Genomic DNA, 18,327 nt, shown 5'->3' on the forward strand with positions numbered 1-18,327 from the left:
GATTCGCCGATAAATTTCATTATTCGCCGATAAATGGTGTGAATTCGCCGATAAAATACCTGGATTCGCCGATATACCTTAAAAATTCGCCGATAAAAAGTAAAAAGCAGTGTCTGTCCAAATAGTGGAAACCCGCTATACATGCGATTCACAAATAATACAGGTAAATTCGTAAATAAAAGCAGAAATTTAATCTTTTTACATAATGAAACTCGCAAAACAATCTTCCAAAATGCCTTTTTGCGGAAAAACTTCCACTATTTTTTACAAAAACTCAAATAAAGTGGGAATCCAGTTGGATCCCCACCCTAAAAAGCACAATTACTCTACCGTAACCGACAATGATTTCACTAAAACCGATGGAGATCCGATTGGTGAAAGTGGGAACGTTAAATCAGAGCCAATTTCCTCGACATCCTGCAATAATTGATAAAAGTTACCTGCAATGGTCATTAAATTAACTGGGTATTGAACCTTACCATCTGCGACATAGAACCCATTTGCGGCAAGTGAGAAGTCACCTGAAACTGTGTTTGCTCCTGAATGCAAGCCAGAAAGACTTGTAATCAAAATACCTTCGCCCATGACAGCGAGCAAATCTTCAAAGGAGAGATCGGAAGGTTCAATATATAGATTAGATGGGCCGACCTTGACAGCATTTTTATATGAATCCTTATGGGCATGGCCAGTCGTTTCAGCCTGCTCTTTTTTTGCTGTTTTTTGATTGTGAAGCAAGGATTGCAGTACACCTGACTCTACTAATGTAAGTTTCTTTGTTGCAACTCCTTCACTGTCAAACGTCCTGCTGGCAAGGCCATCTTCAAGAAATGGGTCATCAACAATGGTAATCTTTTGATTGGCTATCTGACTACCCAACTTATCCTTTAAGGATGAGATCCCAGCCTGCGTATTTTCCGCTGAAAAATTAGCCGAGTAAGTTGCCAAAAGACTTGCCGCGGCATCATTTCTTAAAAGCACTGGATAGTCTTTGCTCTCGATATTTTTTGAACCTAATTGTGAAAGTGCTTCTTCGCCAGCTTTTTTGGCGATTTCCTTTGCATTTAAGCCATGGAAGTCTTTTGACACTTTAAATTCATATGCTGATTTTGTTTCCTCTCCGTCCTTAACAATCGCTTCAAGGATGACATACAAATAATTCATTCCATCCGTTAATGACAATCCTTTATTATTTGAAAGGGATCGCGAAACCGATTCTGTCCGAATCATGCAATAGTCTGTCGCTACAATTCTTGGATCCAATTCGAGTAATTCACGTTCCGCATCTTTAATAAATTGTATTTTTTCAGGAATAGTTACTTCATTTAAGGCTGTAGAGAAAAAGTTTCCTTGCTCATAGTGACTGCTGCCGGCAAAGATTTCTTCACTATCTTCATCATTAATGATCAACGTGTTTTCTTTCGCGTTATCCAACAAGAAGGGGATGGAGGCATCGTCGATTTTTTCGGTATAGGCATAGCCCATTTTTCCATTAAATATCCCACGGAAGGAAACGCCGCCGTCTTCGGCAATTTCATATTGATCAATTTCCCCTTTGAATATTTGGCAGCCAAATACTTCTTTCTTTTCATAATACATTTCAACATCCGTAAAACCGCTGGCTAGTGCCGCACTAAATAGGTTCGCTTGAAATTCCTGTATATTCATGCGCTTATTCCCCCTTTGTCCCACCGACGGTAATTTCGCTGACACGGATCATTGGCTGTCCGACGTTAACTGGAATACTGCCACTAAGCGAACCGCACATTCCAGCACCATGTCCTAAATTATTTCCGACCATATCGACAAGCTGCAAGGTTTTAGGTCCATTTCCGATTAAGGTGGCACCTTTTAATGGCTTACCGAGCTTACCGTTTTTGACCTCATACGCTTCCATAACAGCAAAGTTATAATCACCTGTTGCCGGGTTAACCTGGCCGCCACCCATATATTTGGTATAAATACCATGTTCGGTATTGGCAATGATTTCTTCAGGAGTTGATGCTCCTGGGGCTATATACGTATTTGTCATCCTCGAGGTCGGCGCAAAGCGAAAGGATTGTCTTCTTCCCGAACCAGTCGATTCCATGCCCATTCGTCTTGAATTAAATTTATCAATTAAATAGCCTTTGAGAATACCATTTTCAATGAGAACATTTTTGCGCGCCTTTTCGCCTTCATCATCAATATTAATTGAACCCCATTCATTTTGAATCGTGCCGTCATCGATATAGGTAACAATGGACGGCGCAACCTTTTCGCCGATGCGGTTCGCAAACACAGAGTTGTTTTTCGCAACAGCGGTTGCCTCTAATCCATGGCCGCAGGCTTCATGAAAAATAACGCCGCCGAAATCATTATCGATAATCACCGGGAATTTGCCGCTTGGACAAGGGCTTGCGTCTAACATCGTCACAGCAATTCGGGCTGCTTCATTTGCATAATGATCGATATTTAAATTCTCGAAAAATTCAAAGCCTTGGTGGGCGCCCGGTCCATGAAAACCTGTTTCCATTTGGTTATCACGCACTGCTACTGCCTGAATCGATAGCCTTGAACGGACTCGTTTGTCTTCAGCAAATTTCCCTTCGGAATTGGCAATCAGGACATTTTGTTCTTCATCCATGTAACGGACGGTTACCTGTGAAATACTAGAATGATAGTTTTTTGCCGTATCATAAGCATTTTTCATGATCGATGCTTTGCGGGATTTATTGACCTCTTGCGGGTTGAGATGGATAGGATGGATGTTTTCCACTGACTCGTGTACAAAAGGAGTCAGCTGAATTATTGAATTCCCGCTAATCGCCTGAGCGGCATTTTTAGCTGCTTTCAGAAGTCCTTCCTTACTGTGATCGGTTGTATACGCGTAGACGCTTTGCAATCCTTTAAAAACACGGATGCCAATCCCAAAATCACGCCCGGAAAGGCACGTTTCAATTTTTCCACTCTGTAATGTAAAGTTAATCGTAAAACGATCCTCGACGAAAATCTCTGAAAAATCCCCGCCAGTTGATAAAGCCGCTGTCAGTACGTCTTCAATTAATGATTGACTTAACATTTTAGACCTCCCTGATTGTTTTTAATAATAAAAAAAATTCCGAATTTTTCTGTTAGAATCTGCCTATTGGATGATACCTTTTTATCATACAACATTTTTCTTCATTATGGTTAATTTTACCTCTAACGGGTTGTTATCATTTGAAAACGTAAAACAGAAGGGAGGTTTTCATTTTTTATGGTTATTGCTTTAGTTTTTTGATTATAACAGCTTCGATTGTTTTCCAAGGCAGGATCGTTTTTAGAAACAGATTTTTCTTTACACCTTTTCCAATCAGATATCTAAGGGCTGGAGTTTTCTGCTGTGAGGCAATTTGTGCAACTAATTTTGCAACTTCAATGGGATTGCCATGTTCTGCTTTTCCGGTTTCCATTTCGTTTAGCATACTCACTATATAGGATAAATAGGGTGAATCAGGATGGATATCCATCTGGTCGACGCTTGTCCAAATATTGGTATGATACGATCCCGGCTCGATGATCGACACATCAATCCCAAAAGGTTTGAGCTCAAGTCTTAAGCTTTCGCTGTAACCCTCAAGAGCATGCTTGGATGAAGTATAAGCAGATAAACCTGGGAATCCGATTCTCCCGCTAATGCTGCCCATGTTGATAATCCTGCCTTGATTTCTAGCTCTCATAAATGGAAGGACTGCATTGGTTACGGCAATCACACCAAAGAAATTGGTTTCAAATTGCTGCCGGTAATCTTCTAGTGAAAGCTCCTCGCTAAAGCCTCCCTGCGCAAAACCTGCATTGTTTACCAGCACATCTACAGATGGATAGTCAGAGAGAATCGTTTTAAAGTGATCAGTAGCATCAGTCGATGTGACATCGAGTGGTTGAATACGAATGAAATCAGCCACCTTGTTTTCTTTGGCACGTTCTAGTAGTGGTTTTGCTTTAGTAATATCTCTCATTGTCGCAATCACCGTAAAGCCCTTCAATGCCAGTTCAATGACGCAGAACAAACCAAAGCCGCTCGAAGACCCTGTTACGATAGCTGTTTTTTTGCTCATAATTTCTCCTTTAAAAATCGCTTTTATTTTATTTAACCTTAATCAAGCGGGGATTGTATAGTATTAAACGAAAGAGGGTGCCCCAATCTTATTGGGGCACCCAAATTCTGAAATCGCAGGTTATTGACCCTGTTGATTTCGTAATGATTGTTCAGCGATAGCGACAAGCCGTTTTGTCATTTCGCCGCCAACTGAACCGTTTGCTCGTGCGGTCGTATCAGCACCAAGCTGAACTCCAAACTCGCCCGCAATTTCTTCCTTCATTTGATCCAGAACATTGTCTGCACCCGGAACCAAAAGTTTGTTTCTAGCCATGATCCATCACTCCCGCCGAAGTTTTTTGAGCAATTAAAAAATTGCTCGTATATACTTTGTCCTATTTAGCAATACTGATTCGTTTCAAAAAGTAACAACTAGTTCAACACATCAGGATTAATCAAGTTCTTAGGACGTTTACCCGTTAATCCAGCATGCAGATTCTCGACTGCAAGCTTGGCCATTTTTAGTTCGGTTTCATAGGTTGATGACCCGATATGAGGGGTTGTCACAACATTAGCAAACTGGAGCAGTGGATGATCTGGTTTTAGCGGCTCTGTTTGGTAAACGTCTAAGGCAGCGCCATGAATCTCGTTAGTTCTTAATGCCTCAATCAGTGCCTTTTCATCAACTGTTTTTCCGCGCGAACCATTGACAAAAATAGAGGATTTTTTCATCAATTTAAATTCTCGTTCGCCAATTAAATTCTCCGTTTCAGGTGTGAGCGGGGTCATTAGGCAAACAAAATCGGATTCCTTTAGCAGTGTATCAAGGTCACAGTATGCAGCATGATATTTTTCCTCGGCGTCAATATTCCGGGTGCGATTGTGGTACAAAATCTTCATATCAAAGCCGAAATGCCCGCGTTTAGCGATGATTGAACCGATTTTCCCCATGCCAATGATCCCTAATGTTTTGTGATGGACATCGACTGCATATTGTTCGGTCGTTAAATGCTGCTTCCAATTGCCAGCCTTTACGAAGTGATCAAGTTCTGGGATGCGCCGTGCCGCCGCAAGGAGTATGCCGAAGATGGCATCGGCCGTTGTATCTTCTAGAACTCCAGGGGTATGAGTCCCCATAACGCCGCGCTTTGTCATCTCTTCAATTGAGAGATTGTTATAGCCTGTGGAATTATTCGCAACAATTTTTAAGTTCGGAGCCCGGTCCAGTAATTCTTTATCAACCGGGAGTGCAAGACCGACAATCCCTTCAGCCTCTTGGAGAGCCCTTAAAAACGTCAGGTCCGTTTTTGGGTTAATCCCTTCAAAACATTCTATTTCAAAGCTGTCATCTATTTTTTCTAGTGCTTCAGTTAAAACAAAGTTATAAGTAATAATTTTTCTGCTCATTAGGGAGTGAGCTCCTCTCCTATGGAATAAGGGGTGAATAGGACAATTCTCCTTTAAGGTGACACAAAATTTCCCTAGAGTCAACAATTCAGAAAATTAGCCGCTGGATATTGTTTTATAATTTGGCTTTTGAAAAAGAATCATTTTTACTGAATAATCCGTTTATTTAACAGGAAACTTTGGTAGTACAATGGATATTTATGTTAAGATGTGTATAAATATCTTAATAAATTGGAGGAATCTAAATATGGTCTACAAGTCTTCTTCTGCTAATACTCAAAACCTATCATTAACGATTTATAATGACAATTTTGCTGTTGTGAAAGAGACGAGGGATTATGCACCGCAGGAGAATGAGACTATTGTTCATTATTTAGATGTTGCCAAAAAGATTGAAACCGATTCTATCATTGTTTCCGGTGTTGAAGTACGGGAGTTGAACTATGATTTTGATTTAGTAGATAAATCAAAGCTGCTGGAAAAGTATAGGGATTACACAGTTCTTTTACAAGATAGTAAAACGAAAGAAAAAACCGAGTATCGCTTGCTAAGTGTGAGCGGTGGACTTGTTTTGGAAAATGCCGCAACGAAAGAAATTGTCCTTGATCCTGCCGGGGAGATTATTTTGCCAAAACTTCCCGATGAATTAATTGTTAAACCTGCACTTGTCTGGAAAGTGATCCCATCAAACTCAAAATCTATCAATGTATCTTACATAACAAAAGGGATTAGCTGGGAATCAAATTATGTCCTCAAGCTTAAGAATGAGACGTTTGACCTTACCGGATGGGTAGAAATTGAGAACTTTTCTGGAGCTGCTTTTCTCGATGCCAAGCTAAAGGTTTTAGCTGGAGATGTGAGCCGGGTAGAAGAAGGAAGAACTTATGAAATAGAGCCAGTCGTTTATAGCCTTACGAATATGGAAGAACATTTCGAGGAAAAGCCATTCGCAGACTATCATATCTATACGTTAAAGGGAACGACCACCCTAAAGGATAATCAGAAAAAACAAATTAAGTTCATCCACGTTGAAAATGGTACGTTTAAAAGGTATTACGAGTTTGATTCCTATAGTGAAAATCCGAAAGTGATGCTCGAGATCAAGAATTCTGTGCCTAATCGAATGGGGATCCCTCTGCCTAAAGGGAAGATTAAAGTCTATCAAGACGATGTGAATGAGAATACGACTGAATTTATCGGCGAAGACCGTATTGCCCACACCACGAAGGATGAAAACATTTCCTTATATATTGGCAATGCCTTTGATATTGTTTGTGAAAGCAAAATTTTAAAACGCTATAAAATGAAAAACTACGAATATGAAAAGCATGAATACATTTTGAAAAACCGAAAGAGTGAAAGCGTCCTGATTAAAATTAACCATTACATTAGTGACCGTTTTTGGAAGATTGAGGAATCAACCGATGAGTTTAAATCAGTAGACGCCAACCATATCGAATTTTGGGCAGAGGTAGCGTCTGGGGAAGAGAAAACGATCAGCTTCGGGATTACCAGTGACCGTTCCATTTACATGGAGATTAAGAAGTCTGACGATTAATAATCGATGATAATGAAATGTCGGGAAAAATCCAACTAACGATTTGGGTGTTTCATGACATTTTTTTAAAAGGAATGTCCTGAGGACTATATAAAAAACGCTATTATATTGGTAAAATATCTAGATAAAGAGGTTTTTGTAATCAAACGGATAACAAAGTAAAAATTTTCGCTGAAATTTTTATTATAGTGAATGGAAATTAGGAGGAAGAAAAATGTGGGATTTTGACATGGACATAGATCAAGCAGCTAAAATTAAAGTTATTGGTGTAGGGGGCGGCGGAAATAACGCCGTAAACCGAATGATTGAGGACGGTGTTCAGGGTGTCGAATTTATTGCTGTGAATACCGATGCTCAGGCTCTTAACTTATCGAAAGCCGGGATTAAGATGCAAATTGGGGCCTCATTGACAAGAGGTTTAGGTGCAGGGGCTAATCCGGAAATTGGCAGGAGAGCAGTGGAAGAGAGCAAAAATCAGATCCAAGAGGTACTAAAGGGTGCAGACATGGTTTTCGTTACAGCCGGAATGGGCGGCGGAACGGGAACGGGAGCAGCGCCGGCGATTGCAGAAATCTCCCATGAGCTTGGTGCTCTTACGATTGGAGTGGTAACACGTCCGTTCGGATTTGAAGGCCATAAGCGCAGATTAAATGCAGCGAGCGGCATTGAGTTAATGAGGCAAGCAGTTGACACCTTAATTATTGTTCCAAATGATCGCTTATTACAGATTGTCGATAAAAGAACACCGATGGTTGAAGCATTCCGGGAAGCGGATAATGTTCTTCGTCAGGGTGTGCAGGGTATTTCTGATTTAATTGCTGTCCCTGGATTAATTAATCTTGATTTTGCTGACGTGAAAGCGATTATGTCTAATCAAGGGACTGCATTAATGGGGATTGGAGTTTCAAAGGGCGAAAATCGCGCCGTCGATGCAGCCAAAAAGGCGATATCCAGCCCGTTACTTGAAACTTCTATCGACGGAGCACAAGGTGTTTTAATGAACATTACAGGCGGCAGTAATTTGAGTCTGTTTGAAGTGCAAGCGGCGGCGGATATTGTCGCTTCTGCTGCTGATAAGGAATTGAACATGATTTTCGGTTCGAGCATTAACGATAACTATAAGGATGAAATCATGATAACGGTCATTGCCACCGGATTTATGGATAAAGAGAAACTAGCTTCCAAATCCTCAAGGGAAGCACTGCCAAAGTCAAATTTCCAGGGACAGCCTAGACGTGAAAGGACAAAACAGGAGGAACAAGTTCATTATTATGGCAGGCAAGAATCAGAGAAATCAACCCATGAAAACGGTCACGGGCACTGGGGGAAGTCGGAAGGAACGCTGTATAATAATGAGGATAATAAACCAGAGACAAAAGAATCGCACGGTGATAGCAGCTGGTACGAGCAAGAGCCGGAAAAGTCACTGGATATCCCTGCTTTCTTGCGGAACCGTAACAGAAGGAATTACTAAATAACTGACAATAGAGGTGTCAGGGTATACTTGTGCCTGACACCCTTTTGTGTGCAATTTAAATCTTCTGAATTTTTTGGTATTAGCGTTTCTCACTATTTTAAATTGGCAATATTCGCAAAATAATTTTTATTGAAAGCGTATGCTATAATGAAATTGTAAATTTAACTGCAAGGAGAAATCGCTATGTTAAAAGATTTTTTCATGGGTTTATCCCAAAATCAATTTCTAAATAATACAGCTAAAAAGTATGGGTTAAAAATGGGAGCCCAAACCGTTGTTGCCGGCACCAATATAGAAGAAGCCATCAAAAGTATTAAAGAGCTTAATGCCCACGGAATCTCTTGTACTGTCGATAACTTAGGAGAATTCGTCTACAAAGAAGAAGAGGCGGAAGAAGCGAGAGAACAAATTCTTAAGGTAATTGAAGCGATCCATAAGCATCAAGTGGATGCACATATTTCTTTAAAGCCGACACAATTAGGTTTGGATATTGACTATCACTTTTGTTTAAACAACGTCAAAGAAATTGTCGACAGAGCAAATAATTATGGAATTTTTGTTAATATTGATATGGAAGACTACAGTCACCTGCAGCCGACTTTTGATCTTTTAGAAGATCTTTCACTTGAGTATGAGAATGTCGGAACCGTTATTCAGTCTTACTTCCGCCAGGCACAAGAATATCTTGAGAAATATCGGAATTTCCGGATTCGGATTGTAAAAGGTGCCTATAAAGAGTCAGAAGAAATAGCATACCCGGATAAAAAAGATATCGATGCGAACTTTATTAAGATTACTGAATGGCATCTGCTAAACGGAAAATTTACGTCGATTGCCACCCATGATCATCAAATCATTAATCATATAAAGGAATTTGTTAAAAAGAATAACATTCCCAAAGAAAAATTCGAATTTCAAATGCTTTATGGTTTCAGAAAAGACCTGCAGTTAAAACTAGCAAGCGAGGGCTACAACTTCTGTACTTATGTGCCTTTTGGAAAAGACTGGTATGGGTATTTCATGAGACGCCTTGCAGAAAGACCGCAAAACTTAAATCTTGTAGCTAAACAAGTATTTAACAAAAAAACCAACACCGTCCTCGGCGTAGCGGCAGGAGCGTTTTTGTTGGGGAGAATGACGAAGAAGACTAAAAAACGTAGATAACTAGACGATTAATCAGCTTGTTATCGAAAAAGCTGACATCAAAAGAACCGCTGGAAACTAACTTCCAGCGGTTTTTGACGTCAGCTCTAGATATTAAAAAAAGGAACCTACCTTTGTATGTTAATTTTTCTTAACTACAAAGGTGTCAGGCACCTGAGTTTACTGAATTATATGAAAAGTCATTGTCATCCCATTGGAAAATTCCCTCTTGCAGTTTTATCATGTGATCAAAGGGGCGTGTGATGGGGGTGGCCGCTTCAAGGTATTCGCCAATGCTATTTCTCTCTTGGTCCATTAATTGTTTTTTTAACTGAAGCATATCTACTTTTGATGCAATCCGAATGATTTTATCCAGTGTAATCTTCTTTTCACTGATGCCATGGCTATTACAAATGCTATTTTGAAAACTTTTGTTATACTGGATCATCATTTGTAAATCATTGATACTTGCCACACCAAAAACCTCTTTTATTATATCCTCATATCGAAGCTGTGTGCCAGTTGCAAATTTCACAATATTCTTCTCAGGGTTTTCCAAGAAATAAACTGTTTCAATTGAATGTTCCATGAAAAAACCTCCTTTTACATTTATTTCTTCATCCAGGCTGAAAAAGCGAATCAGATAACTTTATTATACCATAAAATAAAAACCTTTGCTCGGCATCTTAAGTTTTTTGTAGGTTTATGTCGAAATACCAACTTGTATATACAATCAGCATGGGCTCCAATTTAATGGAGATGTTGAGGTAATATGGACAGGCTGAACGGAATAGGATAGGTGAGTGGAAGCCGATTGCTTCCATTTGTATTTTTGTTATACAGCATTTAATGAAAGGATAAGTGGAGAAGTTGCGGAAAATCCAAAAGCGGACGTGGATCATGTCAATTTTTTTAATTAGTAGTTTAATAGGGTTGGCGGGATGTAGCGAAAAGCCAGCAAAAGATAAGTCTTTAGAAGGAAAGGTAACCGCGCCGCAAAAACAGCCTGAGAAGAAGCCCCAGGATGAACCAAAGAAAGAAGAGGCACCGAAGCCTATTGTGGTAAATGTCATCGACCCTAATACGAAGGATTTAGTCAAATCCTTTCTACCGGTAGATTTGGGGTTTGGAACAGACAATGACACATATAAAAAGGAAATGGAAAAGTGGGCCAAGGAGCTGGCGCGGGGAACCAATCAATCGCCTGGATATGACCAGCGAATGATTTTAGATAAACTGGACGCCAATGGCCAAATTAATAAAGGAAAGCCAAAAATCATCTTAGAGGAATCCGAGTTGGTTGAAAAGCTGATGGAGGTATCGGAAGTGGGCGGTGATGTCGAGCTGCCGTTATATGTGACTGAAAGCGGCTATAAGCCGGAGGACGCTGCCCATTTAGATGAAGTAACTGTCGCATCCTTTACGACAAAATTTAGCAGCGCGGTCGTTGGCCGTTCAAAAAATATAGAGCTCTCGGCACAAGCTATTAATAATATCATTGTTGGCACCGGGGATATTTTTTCATTTAATACGACTGTGGGCCCGAGTGATGCCGCCCATGGATATCAAATAGCGAAAGAAATTGTCAACAAAAAATTAGTAGATGGAGTTGGCGGAGGCATTTGCCAGACATCTTCCACCTTATTCAATGCTGTTGACAAATTAGGCGTGAAGTATGTAGAGAAACATCATCATTCCTTGTCTGTCGGCTATGTGCCTGCAGGAAGGGATGCGACAGTTTCCTATGGCGGACCGGACTTCCAGTTTCAAAACACAACCGGAGTCCCATTCCTAATAAAAACCGTCTATGGCAAAGGCACATTAACAATCGAAGTAAGAACATCACAAGCCTATCAAGGCCTGCTTAAAAAAGCGAATTAAGGGTGTCATTTATGGGTGTCAGGCACTATGTGAAAAATTCACATGGTGCCTGACACCTCATTCCACTTTTACCCAAATTTTATCGATGGCGTTGTTGCCGTAGCCTTTTTGATTCCAGAATGGGGTTTCGGGCTGGGTCCGGTTATCGGAATCGGTTGCTCTTGTCATGATGGTGTATTCTCCTTTTTTGGTTACGGACCATTCATATGTCCAGAAGGTCCACCCATAGCCGTGATTAGCAGGCTTCGCAATTACAACGGTATACCAGTTTTGACCCCGGTCCAAACTGATTTCCACTTTCGTAATCACGCCCATTCCTGTCCAGGCAATCCCCTTAATCACGTGCTTTCCTGTATTGAGAATTTCCATATTTAATGGTTTTTGAATGGTAGAATTTACATTTTGGATCGTGACGGGATAAGCGTCCACATCGGTTTCTTTATTGGGATAATAAACATAATCGACTGTTTGAAAAGGGCCGTTAAATCCTGACCCTATGACAGATATTTGTTTTATCCACTTTACCGAGGCCATCGCGTACCACTGCGGAACAATTAATCTTAGTGGATACCCGTGCTTAAAGGGAATCGGCTGCCCATTATATTCATAGGCAATGATGGTGTCGGGGTGCAGCGCTTTTTCCATGGGCAAGCTTCTGGAGAAAGTAATGATTTTATCTATGTCTGTTCTTAATCCATTATCATAGCCCTCGACTAAAACTTCTCTAGCACTTTGCTTTATACCTGCTAGCATAAGGATATGCCTCAGCGAAACGCCCTTCCAATAACCTTCGCTAATTGCTCCCTTTTCCCATTGTTCTCCATACACTTTCGGTTCAAAGAAATGACGCTTATTGCCGGCGCATTCGAGGACAACTTTAATCGTTCTCGAAGGAAGCTTACGAATTTCCTCGAGGGAGAACAATTTTGGATGGTTAACGAATCCATTGACATGGAGCCAATAGCTTGCATGAGAGAGACTTGGGTAGGAAAAGTGATTTCTGCGAAAAAACAACTTATTGTCAATAGGACCAGATTCAATAAACTGAATCGGTGTTTCTTTGTTTTCCGGCTCTAACTTCCGGACAATTAACGATGGCTTCGGCATGATAACCTCCTAAAAAGTGATTAATAATAGGTATGCTCGGGATTCAAGTAAAATTAAAATAAAAAAAACGGGTGTCAGGCACTATGTGAAATATTCACATGGTGCCTGACACCCTAGTCGTTTAAACTATTCATATGACCGTTCTAATTCATCTATCAATGAGCCCACATATGTTACTGCTTTGCGGATTGGATCTGGTGTTGACATATCAATGCCTGCGTGTTTTAAGAGTTCCAGCGGTTTCATTGTGCCGCCAGCTCGAAGGACATCAAGCCATCGGTCAACGGCTGGCTGACCTTCTTCCTGAATCATTTGGGCAACTGCAGTCGACGCCGTTAAGCCTGCGGAGTACGTGTATGGATATAAGCCCATATAATAATGGGGCTGACGCATCCAAGTCAGGCCTGCACCCTCATCAATTTCAACAGTGTCCCCCCAGAATTCTGAAAGGACCGCTCCGGTGATTTCTGTTAATGTTTGTGCTGTAAGGGCTTTGCCAGCTTCAGCAAGAGCATACACCCTGCGCTGATACTCCGCTTCAAGTAAATGGGTGACAAAGTTATGATAATAGGTTCCCAGCAGCTGCAGAATTACCCAGCGGCGCATTTGTTTATCTTCCGTCCCGGCGAGTAAATGCTGGCCCAATAACATTTCATTCATCGTTGAAGGGGCTTCGACGAAATACATGGAGGGACGGACATTCATAATTCGCTGATTTTCATTTGCTAAATAGAAATGTCCCGCATGGCCGAATTCGTGTGCAAGGGTGAAGCAGCCGCGCATATTGTCCTGCCAAGTAATTAGAATGTATGGATGCGCACCATATGGACTAGAGCAGAATGCACCGGTTGATTTGCCTACATTATCTGCTAGGTCAACCCATCTCTCTTTAAAACCCCGCTCAATAATCGAACAGTATTCAGGTCCCATAACTTGGAGAGAGTCCAAGATTACTTGACTAGCCTCTTCATAGGTCGTCTCCGGATTGAAATCCGGATCAAGTGGGGCCTTTAAATCACAAAACAATAGCTGATTGAGACCTAAAACCTTTTGCTTTAATTGGGCAAAACGGCGCATATGCGGTGCTAATTCTTTATAAATAATGTCAATCTGATTGTTATACATTTCAAGTGTTACTTGCTGTGGTTCCAACAGCATATGTGTAACAGACTCGTACTTCCGCAGGCGGGCAAGCGTAACTTGCTTATTCACCTCAGCTGCATACGTAGCTGCCATGGTATTCTTATATTGCTTTAACGATGAAACAAACGAGTCATATGCTTTTCTGCGGACCGCTGTATCAGGTGAGAATTCGTAGCGGCTCTCAAATAAGGCAAACGATACAGGAAGTTCATTTCCTTCTTCATCCTCAATTGAAGAAAAATCCATATCAGCTAATTTGGTCATTTGATAAATTTGATAAGGAGCTCCCTGCAGTTCGCCAAGTGCTGCCAGTGCTTCTTCCGTTTCATGTGAAAGGATATGGTTTTTTGTTTCAAGCAGCTCGAGCAGATTTTTTCGGAAATCTGCAAGTCCAGGTTCTTCCTGAAGATATTTTTCGACTGTCCCATCCTCAAGGGCAAGAATTTCTGTGTTAATAAACGACATGGCCGCCATAGTTTTTGTACGAAGGGCCGAGAATTTAGCTGAATTTGCCTGATTAAGCGGATCGGTTCCGTCGGCCGATTGTTTCAGGCTTGCAAAAGTCCCAGCCTTTATTAGTTTCATCAAAAGTTGTTCTTGGGCACTTAAACAATCAAGTAAAGCGTTTGGACTAGTATGTAAGGTACCTTTAAATTTTCCAAATCGTAAAATTTCTTGGTCGATTACTTCTAATTCTGCTTCCCAAGCCTGTTCAGACGGGAATAAATCCACAAGATTCCATGTCAATTCCTTCGGTACTTCAGCCCGGGTAAGCCGTTTTTCAATTGTTTTTTTCATAAGTCATTCCTCCTTAACTATTTCGTACTACTAAATATTATCACAGGTTGAGAAATATGTTATACTTTTCTGAAAAAGGGGGAATCACTTTGGTTGAAAAAATAGTAAATGCCATTCAAGATGAGTATCCGGATGATTTTGCTTGGTGTTATGGCTGCGGCCGCTTGAATGAAGCGGGACACCATTTTCGAACCGGCTGGCACGGTGAGCAAACGGTAACGATTTATACTCCTGAAAAAGCTCATCTTGCATTGCCGGGATTTGTTTATGGCGGACTTATTGCTTCGCTGATTGATTGCCATGGAACAGGTTCCGCAGCCTTGGCGCTGCATCGGAAAAAGGGTCATGAGCCTGGAGAAAAAGTTGACCCGCCGCGTTTTGTAACCGCTTCATTAAATGTGAATTTTCTCAAGCCTACTCCACATGGTGTACCGTTAAAGGCTGTTGGAATTGTCCATGAAATTCACCCGAAAAAGTTTAAAGTGGAAACTGAGGTTTTTGCAAATGATGTTCTTTGCGCACGCGGAGAAGTCGTCGCTGTCGTCATGCCAAGCACCTTTTTTACCAACAAGTAAATATCTTGTAATATAACTGAAATATCCCAATTTGAAACAAAAACCACCCTTAAGCCGTCTAATGAAGTATGAGAGGTTTGATCGGGAGGAAAACGGATGGGGAAGCTGAAAATAATATTTATTACTTTCATTATTTTGCTGGCACTTGGGTCAGCCATTATTATAAGTTCTTTTGGGTCTGTGTTATTTCAGGAGGGAAATCCAGTTCCATTAATGGTATCCGCCATGAAACTGCATCTTTTCGATTCTGACTACGTGCAGTTCTCTAAAACAGAAAAACGAAGCCGGTATTTATCGAAAAATATCGGGGATAGTCAATATGATATCGTTAAGGAATTTATGAAATCAAAAGGCTGGATATATGAAGAACAAATGGGTTCGGGATTAATCTTTGTTAAAGAAGGTAAAGAGGCTATTGTTGAAACTAGGCAATACTCGAAGTATTTCATCATTTGGGATGTTCAGCAAGCATTGTTTACTAGTGACATCGGTACATAAAGCCAGTAAAAACCCCTAATCAATTGATTAGGGGTAAATTTATTTAGTGAACTTCCTCTAATTGCTTAAAGTATTCTTCAATCAGCTCTTCCAGCTGCTTCAATTCTTTTTTCAAAAATGAACTGCTTAAAGTTCCTAAAGCACTTTCAATTAGAAATTTCCGGGGCTTATGTCCATGCAATAATTCATCCTGGATAAAGTCTAACAGTTCGAGGTATTTTTCCTGTTCGCCTTCAGTAAGGAAATTCTTCGTTATCGCTTTCCGCAACGAGACAGCTTGGTGAAGGAGTTGTTGTTTAAATGTTTGATTATTGTTGTTACAAGACGGCAGCCACTTTTCCAAATGCTCAGGTTCAAGCAATTGGCTGCCGGATTCGGCAACTTCTTCAACCATTTTCACTAAACGCCCGACGCTGTATCGAACTACATGGCTGATTTTTTCCCCTGTTTCAAATGCCATTCGATTATATTGAAGATTATGCTGTAATATTCCCTGAAACATGATGGCACAATCCAGCAGGTATGGTTTCTTATCCTCACCGAAGATATCTATGAACCTTGCATAATACCAATGAAGTGTACTCAAACGAGTACGTTGAATGAATTGTTTAAGGTCGATATCATTGGAAGCCATAACTTCTTCATAAAGGGCGATTAACTTATTCTTTTTATTTAAAATCAGCTGCAATTCCAGTTGTTTCATAAATATCTCGATATCCGATCGATCATGGCCCACTAGTAAATCAGTGCGTTCTTTTTCTAGTTCCTTGAAAATCGTTTTATAAATACCGATTAATAACTCGCTTTTTGATGAAAAATAATTATAAAATGTCCCTTTAGAAATCCCGCTATAATCTAGAATGTCTTGAATAGAGGTAGCGTGGAAGCCCTTTTCAACAAATAATTGATGTGCCATCTTAATCACATTTTGTTTCCGGTTGTACATATTATCACCTTTAATTAGATTTGTACTTACTGTATAAATTTATACTACCTTATTTATAGACTGAATACAAACTCATAATTTTTATGTTTTTTTTACTTGCAAAAGTTGAACTGAGAGTATATTATATCTAAGTGTATAACAGGGGTATAAAAAAATGTACTAATATTATAGGGGGAAATTTAATGACTCAAACTATAAAAGAAACCAAGCGTCCACCGTACGGGATTATTGCGGTTTTGATGATTGGAGCTTTTATTGCATTCTTAAATAACACATTACTAAACATTGCCTTGCCATCAATTATGAAGGACTTAAAAATTGAACCGGCAACGGTTCAGTGGCTAACGACAGGGTTTATGTTAGTAAACGGAATTTTGATTCCAGCTACAGCCTATTTAATTCAAAAATATTCCGTCCGGCAATTATTTTTAGCTGCCATGGGATTATTCGCATTCGGAACCATCCTTGCAGGATTTGCCCATGTCTTTCCAATATTATTAGCGGGCCGAATGATCCAAGCCTCTGGCTCAGCCATCTTGATGCCACTCTTAATGAATGTTATGTTAATTAGCTTCCCAGTAGAAAAAAGAGGGGCAGCGATGGGAGTTTTCGGATTAATATTAATGTCTGCACCGGCGATTGGGCCTACATTATCGGGATGGATCATTGAACATTATGACTGGAGAATGCTATTCCACTTTGTGACACCAATTGCTATTGTAGTCATATTAATAGGATTTTTTATGCTTAAAGATAAGAAGGAAAAAGTTAATATTCGTCTTGATTTTCTTTCTTTACTATTATCCAGTATCGGTTTTGGCGGAATCCTATATGGATTTAGTTCTGCCGGCAGTAAAGGGTGGGATAGTCCGCAGGTCTACGGGACAATAATCATTGGGGTTATTTCTTTGATCGTGTTTATATTACGTCAATTAAATCAAGAACAGCCCTTGCTTAATTTCAAAATTTATAAATACCCGATGTTTGCTTTATCATCTGCCATTGCAATGGTTGTTAATATGGCTTTGTTTTCTGGAATGTTACTTCTCCCTATCTATGTTCAAACACTAAGGGGAATTACTCCAATGGATGCTGGACTCTTGCTGCTGCCAGGAGCGATTTTGATGTCCATTATGTCGCCAATTACAGGGAAATTATTTGATAAGATTGGCGGACGGATTTTAGCAATCCTGGGCTTACTAATTATCGTCGTGACGACTTATGGATTTAGCAAATTAACACTGACAACTAGCTATACACATTTAATTATTCTGTACTCAATAAGAAGTTTCGGTATGTCTATGGTGATGATGCCGGTTTCAACAAATGGGCTGAATCAATTACCAACACGTTTCTATCCACATGGTACTGCCATGAACAATACCATGAACCAGGTAGCCGGGGCGATTGGCACCGCGTTATTGGTAACGATTATGACAAACCGTACGGCATCGAAGGCGAAAGAACTCGGTGATGCTGCTATGAAACACTTTACAGAACAGCCGACTCCAGCTGCAATCAAAGAAATGAAACAACAAGTTATGGCGCAAGCAATGTTAAATGGAATAAATTTCTCATTCTTAATTGCCACCGGTATTGCCGTTGTTGCACTCGTTCTTGCTTTCTTTATTAAACGGGCAAAACAAGCGGAAGACCCTGGCGATGTCAAATCAGCAGCTAAAAAGATGACGGCTAAGTTAGCGGAAAATTAAATATCAATCCAGGAGGTGACTTTCT

The 18,327-nt window shown here is 40.3% G+C and carries 16 protein-coding genes; 7 read left to right on the top strand and 9 right to left on the bottom strand.

Annotation, left to right across the window (positions count from 1 at the left end; genetic code table 11):
* Positions 1–321 precede the first annotated feature (321 nt).
* The 5 genes from ACIQCO_RS09465 to ACIQCO_RS09485 all read right to left on the bottom strand — a co-directional run bounded on the left by ACIQCO_RS09465 (position 322) and on the right by ACIQCO_RS09485 (position 5,464).
* The gene (locus tag ACIQCO_RS09465; protein ID WP_400427766.1) at positions 322–1,665 is read right to left on the bottom strand and encodes a TldD/PmbA family protein; all 1,344 of its coding nucleotides are present in this window, start codon (positions 1,663–1,665) and stop codon (positions 322–324) included.
* A 4-nt stretch (positions 1,666–1,669) separates the two neighbouring features.
* Entirely contained in the window at positions 1,670–3,058 is a 1,389-nt protein-coding gene (locus ACIQCO_RS09470) for a TldD/PmbA family protein (RefSeq protein ID WP_400427768.1), read from the bottom strand.
* A gap of 181 nt (positions 3,059–3,239) precedes the next feature.
* A complete protein-coding gene (locus ACIQCO_RS09475) occupies positions 3,240–4,076 on the bottom strand; it encodes an SDR family oxidoreductase (protein ID WP_400427771.1) in 837 nt (278 codons plus the stop codon).
* 120 nt (positions 4,077–4,196) lie between these two features.
* Positions 4,197–4,391 carry an alpha/beta-type small acid-soluble spore protein gene (locus ACIQCO_RS09480; protein ID WP_400427773.1) on the bottom strand — a complete coding sequence of 65 codons (195 nt, stop codon included), beginning with the start codon at positions 4,389–4,391 and terminating at the stop codon, positions 4,197–4,199.
* A gap of 98 nt (positions 4,392–4,489) precedes the next feature.
* Positions 4,490–5,464: a 2-hydroxyacid dehydrogenase gene (locus tag ACIQCO_RS09485; RefSeq protein WP_400427775.1), complete on the bottom strand. Its 975-nt coding sequence runs from the start codon at positions 5,462–5,464 to the stop codon at positions 4,490–4,492.
* A gap of 247 nt (positions 5,465–5,711) precedes the next feature.
* Here ACIQCO_RS09485 and ACIQCO_RS09490 point away from each other — a divergent pair, with 247 nt between their 5' ends.
* The 3 genes from ACIQCO_RS09490 (at position 5,712) to ACIQCO_RS09500 (ending at position 9,663) form a co-directional block, all read left to right on the top strand.
* On the top strand, positions 5,712–7,022 hold the full coding sequence (locus ACIQCO_RS09490) for a DUF4139 domain-containing protein (RefSeq protein ID WP_400427776.1): 1,311 nt from the start codon (positions 5,712–5,714) through the stop codon (positions 7,020–7,022).
* A 214-nt stretch (positions 7,023–7,236) separates the two neighbouring features.
* On the top strand, positions 7,237–8,496 hold the full coding sequence (gene ftsZ, locus ACIQCO_RS09495; RefSeq protein WP_400427778.1) for a cell division protein FtsZ: 1,260 nt from the start codon (positions 7,237–7,239) through the stop codon (positions 8,494–8,496).
* Between the two features lie 186 nt (positions 8,497–8,682).
* Entirely contained in the window at positions 8,683–9,663 is a 981-nt protein-coding gene (locus ACIQCO_RS09500) for a proline dehydrogenase family protein (RefSeq protein ID WP_400427780.1), read from the top strand.
* A gap of 145 nt (positions 9,664–9,808) precedes the next feature.
* On the opposite strand, the gene ACIQCO_RS09505 is transcribed toward ACIQCO_RS09500, so the two are convergent.
* The gene (locus ACIQCO_RS09505; RefSeq protein WP_400427784.1) at positions 9,809–10,231 is read right to left on the bottom strand and encodes a hypothetical protein; all 423 of its coding nucleotides are present in this window, start codon (positions 10,229–10,231) and stop codon (positions 9,809–9,811) included.
* Between the two features lie 311 nt (positions 10,232–10,542).
* Here ACIQCO_RS09505 and ACIQCO_RS09510 point away from each other — a divergent pair, with 311 nt between their 5' ends.
* Positions 10,543–11,523: a VanW family protein gene (locus ACIQCO_RS09510; protein WP_400427786.1), complete on the top strand. Its 981-nt coding sequence runs from the start codon at positions 10,543–10,545 to the stop codon at positions 11,521–11,523.
* A gap of 57 nt (positions 11,524–11,580) precedes the next feature.
* Here ACIQCO_RS09510 and ACIQCO_RS09515 read toward each other — a convergent pair whose 3' ends face one another.
* Positions 11,581–12,630 (bottom strand): sulfite oxidase, encoded by a 1,050-nt coding sequence (locus tag ACIQCO_RS09515; protein WP_400427788.1) that lies wholly within the window; start codon positions 12,628–12,630, stop codon positions 11,581–11,583.
* A 126-nt stretch (positions 12,631–12,756) separates the two neighbouring features.
* Complete coding sequence (gene pepF, locus ACIQCO_RS09520) at positions 12,757–14,571, bottom strand: oligoendopeptidase F (protein ID WP_400427790.1); 1,815 nt, start codon at positions 14,569–14,571, stop codon at positions 12,757–12,759.
* 56 nt (positions 14,572–14,627) lie between these two features.
* On the opposite strand from pepF, the gene ACIQCO_RS09525 reads away from it, so the two are divergent.
* Positions 14,628–15,146, top strand: coding sequence for a PaaI family thioesterase (locus ACIQCO_RS09525; protein WP_400427792.1), 519 nt, complete (start codon positions 14,628–14,630; stop codon positions 15,144–15,146).
* A gap of 96 nt (positions 15,147–15,242) precedes the next feature.
* Positions 15,243–15,644 (top strand): hypothetical protein, encoded by a 402-nt coding sequence (locus ACIQCO_RS09530; protein ID WP_400427794.1) that lies wholly within the window; start codon positions 15,243–15,245, stop codon positions 15,642–15,644.
* A 43-nt stretch (positions 15,645–15,687) separates the two neighbouring features.
* On the opposite strand, the gene ACIQCO_RS09535 is transcribed toward ACIQCO_RS09530, so the two are convergent.
* Positions 15,688–16,560: a TetR/AcrR family transcriptional regulator gene (locus ACIQCO_RS09535; protein WP_400427797.1), complete on the bottom strand. Its 873-nt coding sequence runs from the start codon at positions 16,558–16,560 to the stop codon at positions 15,688–15,690.
* 212 nt (positions 16,561–16,772) lie between these two features.
* On the opposite strand from ACIQCO_RS09535, the gene ACIQCO_RS09540 reads away from it, so the two are divergent.
* Complete coding sequence (locus ACIQCO_RS09540; RefSeq protein ID WP_400427799.1) at positions 16,773–18,302, top strand: DHA2 family efflux MFS transporter permease subunit; 1,530 nt, start codon at positions 16,773–16,775, stop codon at positions 18,300–18,302.
* Positions 18,303–18,327: the final 25 nt, after the last annotated feature.

The organism is Neobacillus sp. NPDC093127 (assembly GCF_044754175.1).
In the GTDB taxonomy this organism is placed as follows: Bacteria; Bacillota; Bacilli; order Bacillales; family Cytobacillaceae; genus Neobacillus.